A 12,345-nucleotide genomic window follows, 5' to 3' on the forward strand; every position below is an offset into this window, starting at 1 on the left:
TAATCATCTAGAGGCCGATTCTGAAACGCCGTTCAAATACTCGCAACGTCAGCAGACTCATTCTCGGCGCTCAAAGGACTGTGGCAAGCGGTGCAATCACGGAAATTCTTATCGAGTGCCGGCCCGAGGACGCGCAGCGCTGCGAGCCTCCGAGCCGTTTCGGTAAAGTGTCTGACCTCTTCCAGTGTGATCGCTCGGCCGAGTACCGACTCCTCGCGGTAGGATAGCCATTTCTTCAACACCTGATAACCGCCTATGTGGAATTCCCACACTGAGTCAGGCACATTTCTCCAATAGGTTTGGGCGTTGATCCAAACGTCATGGGTTTGCGCACCTAACAATGTCGCTTTCTTCTGCGCCTCAATCTCGGTCGTGGTATAGGCTCGCGTATCCAATCGACCGCGCGACGGCATGACGACCCCTTTTTCGCTGCGGTTCCCCCAACCGGCGGTCACCCGCCAAAACGCTTTAGCGTCCTCTACAACGCTTGGTGTTGCTATGGTCGCGAGCTCAGGACGGATCGTACCTGAGGTAACACCGATCACCGGTTTCTCAGAGGTAAGGAGATCGCTCAACTGCTGTCCGAGGGCGGCTGAAGCAAGCAGTATTTTTGCTTTAGAGGGCAGCGGGATTCGTATCCATCCTTGACGGATACCTCCTGCGTTTTCCGAACACCACGCTGGGCTGTAGGTAATCGCAAGGACATGCCGCCAGACAGCCTGAGCAGTATCCAGGTTCGCCTCTAAGCCGAGGGTCTTCAACCAATCGACCGCGCGAACAGAGAGATTGGCCCGCGGTGAACCGGAAAGGTTTTCAACGGCAGGAATGCCGTAGCCGTGTTCGTCGATGAAGCGATCATGGTACAGGGTTTCAACCCAGTATGCAGGGAAGCCCTCTGGCTTGGAAACATTTTGAACGCGTGTGCAGAAGAACCCATGAGCGTCCGGCAACACATGTTGCAGTTCGGGGCGGTTTCTATTCCAAATCCCGGGCGTAGCAACAACATATGCCCAACCGGAATCAAACGGCCGGATACCGAAGCGGACGAGCCGAGAATCCTCGAAGCGTTCTCCCTTCAAATGCAAGACGCGCTTACGCATCGTCTCAGGATCTTTGAGGTCCATCTTCGCCGCCAGACCCGGCGCGACCGAGCGCACCGTGTCCATCGACTGGTCAGGGTCAAGGTAAACCTGCATGCGGTGCTCTAGCGCCTTGCGATCAAAATCAAACAAAGTGCCGCCGCGCTTCTCTAACAACCCAGGAAGCGGACTTGTCGCGGCCAATTCGGGTATCGCGGCCCATGATGCGTAGTCGGCCACGGCGGCGCCGGGCCGAAGTTGAAACCGGTTTTTTGAAGAAGGCGCCAGCGGCGTGTATCCGTCGTTGAGCGAGGAGGCAGTAAGCGTGGCTTTGAGCTCCGTTCGCTTTTCCGTGCCCCAAAATTCCCTGAACAGCACTTTGCCTAGGGCAAGGTGCGCGCCCGGCTTTCTGACGAGCATCGAGACGGCGGTTCCTACTCTTATGCCCTCACGGTTCATCGCTGTCGAAAAGACCGAAGGATCAGGAAGCCCGTCCGGTGTCTGTTTGCCCGTTTCCCTGCTGTCCCCATTGAGATTGTCGATCCAAATGGTATCGAATTCTTGAAGAAGACGTTGGCGCATTGCGACGAAGGACGGCCGTTCTAGCCATGAGAAATTGCTTATGTACGCGATGACCCCTTTGCCGCTCACATCGGCGATCCGGCGCTCGGCGATCCGAAAGAATCTGACGTAGAGCTCATCGAGATTGAATTTCTTCACGCCCCACTTGTCGCGCAAGCCGACTTTATAGAGGTCAACCAATCCGCCCTCACTTTCGGGGCTCGTTCCCGCATAAGCGTTGTAGGGAGGATTCCCCAGGACAACGAGGACCGGAGTTGTTTTCTTGACTGAGCCCGCAGCTCCACGCTCTTCGAATAAAGGTTCGAAGCCGGGTATCGGTGGCTCATCTTCATTTTGAGTCCAGCCGGTCAGCGCATTGGTCAAGTAGATTGCGGCGCGCTCATTTTTAACCAGCGGGGCACCGGCCCGTCTCACGGCTTCGCCGACCTGCCAATGAGCGATCACCAGCGGAGCCGTCATTATCTCAAAGCCGACGATACGCGTGGTCGCAGCTTTCTTTACTTCGTCTGCAACCAGTACGCCGATCCCTTTACCTTCCAATGTCTTTCGAATGCGCTCCAGCACGGCGACAACGAAGCTGCCCGTGCCGCAGCATGGGTCGAGCACCCAAACACTTGGGTCCGCCAGTCCGTCTTCCAAGCCCAGTTCGGTGCGAAGCGCGCGGTCTACACGCTCGACCATATATGACACGATCTCTGGCGGCGTATACCAAACCCCGAGATCTTTCCTCAAATCCGGGTCAAAGAATTCCAAGAATGGCTCATAGAAGAACTGGATCGCCTCTGCGTCATTGAATGCCGCAAAGAAGACCTCGCGATCGACACGGTCGAGAGCGCGGGCAGCAGCATCAAGAAGCGGTACTATTTCCAGCGGCTCCAGTCGCTCGGGGGTTGCGACTTGTTGAAACAGGAATCGGGCGACCGGGACTGTCATCGACCACTGCGCAGATTGCCAATTGAAGGGTGGCAACTTTTTCTGGCCTACATCAACAATCCAGGCTGAAAACAATCCGTAGAATAACGTTTGAACCAGGGTAGAACGAAACAGATGCTCGCCATCACCTTCGTCGAAATGAATGCCGATGGCTTCTTCGATACCCTTTCGAAGCGCGGCAAGTGCCGGAAGATCGGCTCGATCCGTCAACCGTGCCAGTGCATCACGCGCATAGGAAGCCAGGAAGAAGGCCAAATCACTTGGCTTTGTCAGCGGCGCGGCAGTAAGGAGGCACCGCTCCAGAAAATCGTTGAAGCGGGTACGAAGGGTGTCCGGCCTGGTTCCATCTACCAGCTTCCAAAATGCCTTTTCGTCGTTGCCGATATCGAATGTCTCAACAACGCCTTGCGCCGTCACGAGCCGCCACTGCCATAAATTCGTGGCGAGTACGAGCCCATAGGCCGGTAGATATTTTTCCGTGATCTGCTTGCTGGCGAGCAGCGTCTTTATCGAGTGGCTAGCGCCTTTGACCTCGACCACGCCGCGCTCGGGCGAAATTCCCTCTGTCCAACTGGGCTGTTCAGATTTTTTGAACTTTGTCTGCTCGAACAGCCCAAAATCGGGAATGCCGTCCTTGCCGGACGGGTGGTGCAGGCAATACACGGACGGCTTCAATTTATGACCGACAGCATTCACAACAATCGCGACAGCCGGGTAGTACGATGTCTCCTTGGTGCCAGCCTTCGTCGCCTTTACCTTGGCGATTTCGTCGAGATAGAGGTCTAGCGGAGCTAGCTTTGACATGCGGTGCTGTTGCTCGTAGGTGGCGGAGCGCGCGGCGACTCAAGGGCGCTAGGTTGTACCTTGATCGAGAACCCGTGCCCAGAGGCCGGACAGCCCGAGGCGGGGCCCGCCTTCCTAGGACCGGCAGGGTCTCGTCCGGCGCATCCACCTGCGCAAACGCCACGGCGGCGCCGCCTCGTCCGGCAATCCAGACCGCCACGAGCACACGCTGACCCACACCCTCCCGCTCTCGGCAAGTGCCAACCGGTTGCATGCGCAAACCTCTTCGACACTGGTGACTATCATGCGGTGTTCCACCGAGGCGCTTGGGCTCGCCAATCTGACGAGATCAGTGGAGAAGAAGGCGGGAGGCGAGGAGGCGAGGTAGAGGACTGTGTCAAAGGATTGGAAGTGAAGTAGTTGTTAACAACCGGTTGACGCCTGCGGCCTCTTGATTCATCAGTAGAAGATTCGGTCCATCGATTCATAAAGGTCATAGGATGCTCGCAGCAGTCCCGACGAACGAGTCAAGAATGCTCGAATTGTTCGGCCTTGCTCTCCGTCTCGTGAGCGACAAAGGATCGGTCTCGCCTCAGTTGGCTGAGCACTTCGACACGGTGTTGCGCCAGGCAAAAGTCCTGGCGAAGGATCCTTCGCAAGTTCAAGGCCAAATTTCCCCTCAAGCCGTCCAACTGGCGAGACGGTTGCGGGAGGTGACCGCACTCCGGGATGCCGTCGATCCGATTTCCGATATCGCATCGATGACGCCGGCGATGGCGGCTCAGATCTTAAACTCTTTGGGAGAAGGCGTTGCGCCCTAGGATCGATCTCTTTCTCGTCCGAGACAGCCTGAGAGATTGCCTAGAGACCACGTACTTCAGTGGCAAACTTCACACCTTCACGGCCCGGCTGATCGAGGCGATCGAATACGTCCTCGACAATCAGAGCTCGCTCAGCCCCGATGTCGTGCGAGATTTTTCCTACCATGCGCTTACTGCGAATCGATACCTAGCGGGTAGCACTACGAAGGAATCTCCGTACGAGCTCGAATATTGCTTGCGAGCCGTACTTCGAAAATGGTCCAAGCGCGATTGTCTGATCACCACCGCCCTTACGGACGGTCGCGATTTTCACTTTTACCCAGTCGATCCTTGGGAGTTCGTAAAGACGGCACTTCCGAATTTCGATGCTAAAGGGTTAGACGCACCCCTGGTCCAACTCGGCGTTCCGCGGATCTATAGCCACAAGCCTCTCTTTTGTGTCCCGCTGTATCATGAGCTCGGGCACTTCGTGGACATCTCGAATAGCGTCGTCGATCTCAGCGTGCTCGTTGAACCAACTATCGCGCCTCGCGAGCTGTCGCATCGCCGAGAGCATTTTGCGGACCTATTTGCATCTGCCTATGTCGGCGAGGCTAGCACGCGAGCCTTGGAGACCATTGCGCCCAATCATCCGACAACCCATTCCCACCCTGCCACAGCGGACCGCGTCGCGACGGTGAGAGAATTCATGAACGGTCGCTCGACGCCCCTGATCGCGTTACTGCAGCACTGCTTGGCTCAACTTGGATTGCCGACGCTCAAGATCGAGTACACGTCCCCGGTCATTCGTGATGCGTTTGACGACATCCGCACCTTTCGCGTCGGCTCCGAAAGCGAATTGCACGGTCTGTTCGACTCCGCGTGGAAGTATTTCGAGGATGCCTTAGACAAGAAGACGCCCGCCTGGACATCCGGCATGACCGATGCCGAAATCGAGCGGATAGTGAACGATCTCACGGAGAAATCGATTCGGAACACGTCGATACGGGAGAGGTGGTCCAGTGGCGCTGCTCCATAAAACTGAAATTCGGGCGCGTATGGCGCAGAAGGGTGACACGGCGCTCTTCATCGACCCGCTCTTGGAAGACTCGCAAATCGGCGAAGTTACCATCGACATGAGGCTCGGATGCGATTTCTACGTGTCTATCCTGACGCGTCGTCCGTACATCAGCACGGTGAAATCGGACCCGTCGTTCCGTGGCATCAGTTCGTACTTCCAAACGACGCGCCGTGAATTTGGTGACAGCTTTATCCTATATCCCGGTCAGCTCGCTCTCACCACTACGCTGGAATACGTCGGCTTGCCGGCGGACGTTCATGCGGATGTCCTGACCCGGAGCAGTTACACCAGGCTTGGAATCCATCTGAACACGATGATCCAGCCCGGCTATCGAGGCTGCTTTCCGATCGAGCTTTTCAACGAAAGTAACAATCCCGTTGAACTGGTCGTGGGAAGTCGTGTTTTTCAGGCTCGTCTGTTCTCCGTACCCTTCAAATCGGATTACCGGGCGGCCTCCAGGAAGTATCTGGGTAACGTGCGTCCCATGCCGTCGCGTGCTGCGGATGATCCGGATTTGGAGCGACTGGTGAGCATCCGGGAAAAGCGCGTCCCGTAGGGTCCGCATTTCAATCCATCCAAGTCACGCTCCGAAGGGTGCCTGATCGGCAAGCCCCTCCGGCTGACACTCGCGCCACGGCGGCCGGTTCGTAGGCCCAATATCCGCATTGCGCGCCTCCGATTCGGCCTCTATACGCGAGCATCAAGCCAAATCCGCAATTCCCGGTAGTTACATGCCTCGGCCGCTGCGCAAAGCCCAATCTGACGGTACCTTGTATCGAAGACGACCGGAGGTCGAAGCCGCTCTGGACGAGCTGCTCGCGCAACCCCGGGCTAACGTTGCCGATCGATGTTCAGTGACCCATGCAACGAACGCGGACTATCTTCCTTCCGAATGCCTGCTCCATCTTGTGAGGGAGGCCAAGTTCGACAATTCGGACGATCATTTCGCGGCTCTTTACCGGGAGCTCAGGCGTCGTGTCTTGGCGCGACTGCCCTCTCCGGCGGTCGGGCGGACCACGGATGGAAAGGTCCTGGAATCTCAGACTAAAGTCGATGTCTCCGACGCAGTCATGAATCGGTTCGAGGACCTTTTGATGCTGGATCGACAGGATTACGAGGAACGGCTCGACTATTTCGAGGTCAATTTCGATCATGCGGTCGCGACGCTCAGGTCGACGGCGAAGCGGAGTGCTCGGCGCCGCGAGAACCGGGCGGTTCCGATGACCTACGACGACGAAACCAGCGAGCTGAACGCGGAGATCGAGAAGGCTGCCGTCGCCCAGAACCCGATTTCAGAGTCGAAACTTGACGATCCGGGTTACCGGTCGAAGCTCGACAAGGCGATTGAACTCTTACCGGAGCCTATACGTTTCGTCATGGTGTTGCTGCTGAAGGGTTATCCGATTGAATCGAAGGAGCCCGGCGTCCGCGACATCGTCGGCACACTCGGATGCACCGAAAAGACTGTGCGAAACCGCCGAGACAAGGCGATCGAAGAGCTCCGTAAGGCACTCAACGAGGATGAGACATGACCACCCTTAAACCGGAAATGCAGCTGGAGGACGTGCTCCTCGCATTCTCCGTGGAGCCCGTCCATGACAAGCCGACGCTTGACCGTTACCTGGCCCTCTACCCACAATACACCGAAGACCTGATAGATCTGTCCCTCGACCTGCGGATCGAAGGTCGAGGGATTTCCGAGGCCTTCGAAGACGAAGCCACTTTTCAACGTGCGTTGGAACAGCTTAGGCGAGCCGGCGCATCCCGCAGCGCCGCAAATCCCTTCGAGGCTTTTCGGGGTACGTCATTCGCTTCGTTGGCAGACTCGTTAAGGGTGCCGAGATCCGTCCTTATTGCATTTCGGGATCGCCTCGTGATCGTGTCTTCCGTACCGCAGCTCTTTCTCGCTCGGATCGCTCGCGCCGCGCATACCACCGTGGCCGATTTGCTCGCCTATCTGAACCTTCCGCCGGCCGTGGCCGGCGCAATAAATTACAAGGCCGATGTTAAGCCGACTTCATCGGAGAAGGTGCCGTTCGAGGCGCTCCTCGATTCATCCGGCGTCACCCCCGAGCAGAAGGCGGATATCTACACGTCGTCCGACTAGCATGGACTCGATCGAGATCGCGCGTCAGACCGCCGAACGGCTCCATTCGGAAGCCGTCTCGCGCGGCGCCGACCCTTGGAAACCGTATGAATTCGCGACCGCCGAAGCGACGAGGCGGAGCATCGCCGTCGAGAAGCTGCCGAGGGGCGACGTTCGGTTGCGCGGTGCCCTGGCGTTGTGGGATCCCGACGCGCTGACCTTGCTGCACGAGGACGCCGGCGACGATTTCGGGAACGCTTTCCTCGTCGGTCATGAGTTGGGTCACGTCGAACTCGGTGCGGCGACCGAAGAAAATCTTTCGCTCGCGGCCAATCCTTCGCGGCCTGCGGAGGCGGCCCCGGTGGGCGTCGACCGAGTGATCGACTACGGTCGGCGCGAGCGTCGCGAAGTACAGATGGATTTGTTCGGCCGCGAATTCCTTCTTCCCCGATCGGTGGCCCGTCGGCTTCATATCGAAGATGGTATGACCGCGTCCGCCATCGCGTCGCGGCTGGGAGCCCCGTTCGGCGTCGTGGCGCAGCAGTTGTTAGACGGCTTGCTCTTGCCTGCCGTGACCGTCGACGTGCGTCCCCGCGAAGAAAAGCCACTCAACGAAGAACAGAGGACAGTTGCACAGCATTGGGGGTCACCTTTTCTTCTGGAGGCCGGGCCCGGCACCGGCAAGACGCAGACTCTCGTGGGGAGGGTCGAATGGCTGCTCGACGTCAAGAAGGTGCCGGCAGACGAGATCCTCGTGCTCACCTTCTCCAACAAGGCGGCTGGAGAGCTTGCGGACCGGATCGCTGCGAAGCAGCCGCAGGCCGCTGCGGCGATGTGGATCGGCACGTTTCACTCGTTCGGGCTGGACATCATGCGCCGGTTCTACGAGCGCCTCGGCCTGCCGCCCAACCCCCGCATGATGGATCGCACCGAGGCCATTGATCTGCTGTCGGACGGGTTTCCGCGGCTCGGGCTGACGCACTACCAGAACCTATGGGATCCCTCGTTTGAGATCAGCGATATCCTTGCGGCGATTTCGCGCGCCAAGGACGAGGTGACGAACGTTACGCGCTACGCCCAACTCGCCGACGACATGTTCGCCGCGGCATCTTCCCCTGAGCAGATTGAGGCGGCGGAGAAGTGCAGGGAGGTCGCTAAGGTCTACGCCTTCTACGAGACTCTGAAGAGCGAGCGGAAATGCCTGGACTTCGGTGACCTCGTCTCGATGCCCGTGACGCTCGTGGAGTCCGACGGCGAGGTCCTGCAGCACCTCCGCGGAAGGCACCGGCATATCCTCGTCGATGAATTCCAGGACGTGAATCGAGCTAGCGTACGTCTGCTCAAGGCGATCGCCGGCGATGGAGAGAATCTGTGGGTGGTAGGCGACGCCAAGCAGTCCATCTACCGGTTCCGCGGCGCCTCGTCCGTGAACGTGGCGCGCTTCGGCAAAGAGGATTTCGCCGGAGCGAAGCGCGGCAGATTGAAGGTCAACTATCGGTCTACCGAAGAGATCGTTGACACCTTCGTCGAGTTCGCCAGCCAGGACATGAAAGCCGCCTTGGGCGATGAGGTGGGATTGAAGGCGGAGCGCGGGCCTTCTGGCGTCAAACCGCAATACCGCGCGGTCGACGTAGCGCCCGACGAGATCGAGGCTGTTGCCGAAGCCATTGCGGAGAACAGGGCTTCCGGCATCGCCTATCGCGATCAGGCCGTGCTCTGCACGGGAAACGAACGACTTGGACGACTTGCTTCCGGTTTGGAGAGCCTTGGTGTTCCAGTGCTCTACCTAGGCAGCCTGTTCGAGCGGGACGAAATCCAGGAACTGCTGTCCCTTCTCTCGATGCTGACGGACCGCCGTGCTATGGGCCTCGTGCGCGTGGCGACAATGTCGGAATTCCGTATGGACCTTTCGGACGTCGGCGCGGTCATCCAGCATCTGAAGACCGTCGATGCCCAGCCGGTGGAATGGCTCGAGCGGATCGTCGACATTCCGGGCCTGTCGTCCGCGGGGCAAGAAGCGCTCGCGAAGCTTCGCGGCGCGTTGTATGGATTCGACTCCAGGTCCGATCCTTGGACCGCCGTCGCGAAATTCCTGCTCGACCGGACGAGAACAGGCGCGGGAATCTCGACTTCCGACCAGATGTCGATCAGGGCTCGCGGCATCGCCATCTGGCAGTTCATGAACTTCGTACGATCCCAGCCCACTGCGGCAGGCTTGCCGGCGCGACGCCTTCTCGACCGCATCCGGCGTCTGGTCCTGCTTTCGGACGAGCGGGACCTCCGCGAATTGCCGGCCGCAGCGCAGGGCATCGATGCCGTCAGACTCATGACGATCCACGGCAGCAAGGGCCTCGAGTTTCGCGCGGTGCATATACCGGGCATGAATGCCGACACGCTTCCGCGGTCGCCCAACCACGTAAGGGGGTGCCCACCGCCCGACGGAATGGTGGAGGGAGGTCATGGCACGGGTATCGATGTCCTCAAGGCGGGCCATGTCGAGGAGCAGGAATGTCTGTTCTTCGTGGCGCTATCTCGAGCGCGCGATCGTCTTCTCCTGTACTCGCCGACCAGAACGGCGAACGGAAGGGCGCGAGGGCGCTCTTCTTTCGTAGAAAGGCTCGGCGGCACGATCGAGGGCGGATCGGTCGATCCCCGGTCCTCACTTCCCGTCGCTTCCGACGAACTGCCCATACCAGTGGCGTTTCCTACAGGAATTCTATTGACGGACCACAAGCTGGGGCTATTCGAGCGCTGTCCCAGACGATTTCTTTACGCGCATGTGCTCGAAGTGGGCGGAAGGCGGACCGAAACGCCCTTCATGCGGATGCACGGTGCGGTGCGCTCGATCGTGGAGTGGCTGATCGAGGATGCGTCAGCCGAGCCGTCGTCCGCCGAACTCGAGGATCGGCTCGCGGAAGCATGGGATCGACAAGGTCTTGACCATCAAGGCTATTCGGGCGATTTCGAGCGCGTCGCCAGGCAACTCATCGAGTTCTTCGTCGCATCCCGTTCGGGGTACGGCAGGCTGCCCCTTATCGAAATGCGCTTAGCCGTGCCTGGCGGCGAGATCGTCGTTAGACCCGACGATGTGCTGACCGCCCGGGACGGACGCACGCATGTGCGTTCCGTTCGGACTGGACACTCCGGCTCCAAGGATATGGAATCGGTGTCCACGGCCGTTTTCGTATTGGCGGCGCAGGGCAGCTTCCCCGGCTGTACCGTCGAACTGGTCCACCTGAGCGACGCCGCCGTCAACGCCGTGCCGGTGAAACCCAAGGCGTTGGCCAATAGGAAGGTCGCCGCCGCCGCGGTGTTCGACGAGATCCGGGCGGGCCGGTTCCCTAGGAAGGAATCGGTCCGGACTTGCCCAAGATGCCCGGCCTTCTTCATCTGCGGCCCAGTGCCCGGCGGAACCCTGGAAAAGCGGTTCGAAAAATAATCGGTCGAGCCGTTACCGGTCGGCCGTTCCTGCGGCGATTGATCAGTTGAAGGCGGCCCATTTGGGGGGCGCCGGCATCGGAGATCAATCCATGAATCCCCACAACAATCAGTCGATGGAGGGAGGCCTCGTCGAAGAGGCGGTCCACGTCGAGATCGAAATCGAGGATCGTATCGAGGTCCTGACCTTGCCAGTCACCGGCGAGGTCGAACTGGTCGACGTGATCCGCGAAAAGCTCAAGATCGGCGAGGATTTCCATATCTTCGAGCGTAATCGCGACGAGCCGTTCAAGCACCACGATCGCGGCCGCAAGCACGTCAGGGTGGTCGCCCATCGCTGCCACCAGGTGAAACTCGACGTCCGCTTCGAGCAGCACAGCAAGCCGCACCACTTCAAGCCCTCGACCACGGTGTTCAAGGCGCTGCAGTGGGCGGTCAGCAAGCACGCCTACGACCTCGATCCGACGAACGCGGCAAAGGCGAATCTGATCCTTCCCGGCGCCGACGCACCGTTGCCGCGCGAGGACGTGCTCGGCAAGTACGTGAAGCCGGGCGACTGCACGCTGGTGGTCGATCTGACGCTCAAGGACTTCACCAATGGCTGAGGAGACGAAGTCCGCCTCCCAGCGCTCGCTGGAAGATCAGCTCGGCTCCGTTCCGTTCCAGGCCGGAGCCGAAGAAGGCCGGTGGAAGGTCCTGCGCTACGACTATCCGACGCTCGAAGTCGAGGTCACGGCCACGGACCCGTTCGGCGGCGGCACGGCGAGCTACCAGTTTCAGCTCGCATGCGACAACTTCCCGGCGCTTGGCCCGTTCGTCCAGCGCTGGGATCATGCCGCCGGATGTCGACCGGCGCCACCGTCGAAGGGGGCGCCGGGATTCGTCGAAGCGCTGAAGGACTGGGGTCATGTTTCCGGTCAGCACGGCGGCATCTATCGCGCATGGCAACGCCACGCGGCGGCCCACAACGGCTGGACCGCGAAGAGGCCCGACGAGGCCTGGCGGCACGATCGTCACATCACGTTCATCATGGAGAACCTCTATGCCCTCGTTGCTGAACAAGCTGCTTGGCTGGCTCGGTCTTGCGCCGCCTAGGCTGCGGTGTCGGCGCGAGGTGTGGAACGCCGGCGTCGCCGAGTTGGAGCGCCGTACTTTGAACGGCCGCCGCGAAAGCGGCGCCTATCTGCTGGGGAGCAACCGACCGGACGGCAGCAGGGAGATCTCGGAGTTCGTCTTCTACGACGACATCGACCCCGCCGCCCTTGCCACCGGCATCGTGACCATCCGTCAGACCGCGCTGCCGCGGCTCTGGGAGGTCTGCCGATCTCGAGGTCTGGGCGTGATCGCCGACGTGCACGTCCATCCGTATGGCTATGGCCAGAGCGAGTCGGACCAGGCCAATCCCGTCATCCCACGCATCGGTCATCTCGCGCTGATCCTGCCGAACTTCGCGCGCGGGCGGCCGCTGCCGGGCTTGATCGGCATGTACGAGTTCCTAGGCGACGGAAGGTGGGCTTCGCACAGCGACCAGGGTTCGCGTTTCTTCAAGTTGGAGGCTTGATC

The 12,345-nt window shown here is 59.7% G+C and carries 10 protein-coding genes; 9 read left to right on the plus strand and 1 reads right to left on the minus strand.

What is annotated here, in order from left to right; translation table 11 throughout:
* Positions 1-32 precede the first annotated feature (32 nt).
* Positions 33-3,398 carry a type ISP restriction/modification enzyme gene (locus tag G6P99_RS09185; RefSeq protein WP_165127853.1) on the minus strand — a complete coding sequence of 1,122 codons (3,366 nt, stop codon included), beginning with the start codon at positions 3,396-3,398 and terminating at the stop codon, positions 33-35.
* Positions 3,399-3,910: 512 nt separating this feature from the next.
* Between G6P99_RS09185 and G6P99_RS09190 the strand changes: the two genes are divergently transcribed.
* The 9 genes from G6P99_RS09190 to G6P99_RS09230 all read left to right on the plus strand — a co-directional run bounded on the left by G6P99_RS09190 (position 3,911) and on the right by G6P99_RS09230 (position 12,343).
* A complete protein-coding gene (locus G6P99_RS09190; RefSeq protein ID WP_165127855.1) occupies positions 3,911-4,198 on the plus strand; it encodes a hypothetical protein in 288 nt (95 codons plus the stop codon).
* Positions 4,188-5,216 (plus strand): hypothetical protein, encoded by a 1,029-nt coding sequence (locus G6P99_RS09195; protein ID WP_165127857.1) that lies wholly within the window; start codon positions 4,188-4,190, stop codon positions 5,214-5,216. Before G6P99_RS09190 ends, G6P99_RS09195 begins: the two co-directional genes overlap by 11 nt.
* Complete coding sequence (dcd, locus tag G6P99_RS09200) at positions 5,200-5,814, plus strand: dCTP deaminase (RefSeq protein WP_246709480.1); 615 nt, start codon at positions 5,200-5,202, stop codon at positions 5,812-5,814. The genes G6P99_RS09195 and dcd overlap by 17 nt, the downstream gene beginning before the upstream one ends.
* 298 nt (positions 5,815-6,112) lie before the next feature.
* Positions 6,113-6,790, plus strand: coding sequence for a DNA-binding response regulator (locus G6P99_RS09205; RefSeq protein ID WP_165127859.1), 678 nt, complete (start codon positions 6,113-6,115; stop codon positions 6,788-6,790).
* Positions 6,787-7,365, plus strand: coding sequence for a hypothetical protein (locus G6P99_RS09210; protein WP_165127861.1), 579 nt, complete (start codon positions 6,787-6,789; stop codon positions 7,363-7,365). Before G6P99_RS09205 ends, G6P99_RS09210 begins: the two co-directional genes overlap by 4 nt.
* A gap of 1 nt (position 7,366) precedes the next feature.
* Positions 7,367-10,783 carry an ATP-dependent helicase gene (locus G6P99_RS09215; RefSeq protein ID WP_165127863.1) on the plus strand — a complete coding sequence of 1,139 codons (3,417 nt, stop codon included), beginning with the start codon at positions 7,367-7,369 and terminating at the stop codon, positions 10,781-10,783.
* Between the two features lie 91 nt (positions 10,784-10,874).
* Positions 10,875-11,387 carry a hypothetical protein gene (locus G6P99_RS09220; RefSeq protein WP_165127865.1) on the plus strand — a complete coding sequence of 171 codons (513 nt, stop codon included), beginning with the start codon at positions 10,875-10,877 and terminating at the stop codon, positions 11,385-11,387.
* Positions 11,380-11,877, plus strand: coding sequence for a DUF7665 family protein (locus tag G6P99_RS09225; protein ID WP_165127867.1), 498 nt, complete (start codon positions 11,380-11,382; stop codon positions 11,875-11,877). Before G6P99_RS09220 ends, G6P99_RS09225 begins: the two co-directional genes overlap by 8 nt.
* A complete protein-coding gene (locus tag G6P99_RS09230; protein ID WP_165127869.1) occupies positions 11,825-12,343 on the plus strand; it encodes a hypothetical protein in 519 nt (172 codons plus the stop codon). Before G6P99_RS09225 ends, G6P99_RS09230 begins: the two co-directional genes overlap by 53 nt.
* Positions 12,344-12,345: the final 2 nt, after the last annotated feature.

It is taken from the genome of Bradyrhizobium sp. 6(2017) (assembly GCF_011058295.2).
Taxonomy (GTDB): Bacteria; Pseudomonadota; Alphaproteobacteria; order Rhizobiales; family Xanthobacteraceae; genus Bradyrhizobium; species Bradyrhizobium septentrionale.

Coding starts and splice junctions, on each gene's coding strand:
- G6P99_RS09185 (WP_165127853.1), bottom strand. CDS start 3,398: ATGTCAAAGCTAGCTCCGCTAGACCTCTATCTCGACGAAATCGCCAAG.
- G6P99_RS09190 (WP_165127855.1), top strand. CDS start 3,911: ATGCTCGAATTGTTCGGCCTTGCTCTCCGTCTCGTGAGCGACAAAGGA.
- G6P99_RS09210 (WP_165127861.1), top strand. CDS start 6,787: ATGACCACCCTTAAACCGGAAATGCAGCTGGAGGACGTGCTCCTCGCA.
- G6P99_RS09215 (WP_165127863.1), top strand. CDS start 7,367: ATGGACTCGATCGAGATCGCGCGTCAGACCGCCGAACGGCTCCATTCG.
- G6P99_RS09220 (WP_165127865.1), top strand. CDS start 10,875: ATGAATCCCCACAACAATCAGTCGATGGAGGGAGGCCTCGTCGAAGAG.
- G6P99_RS09225 (WP_165127867.1), top strand. CDS start 11,380: ATGGCTGAGGAGACGAAGTCCGCCTCCCAGCGCTCGCTGGAAGATCAG.
- G6P99_RS09230 (WP_165127869.1), top strand. CDS start 11,825: ATGCCCTCGTTGCTGAACAAGCTGCTTGGCTGGCTCGGTCTTGCGCCG.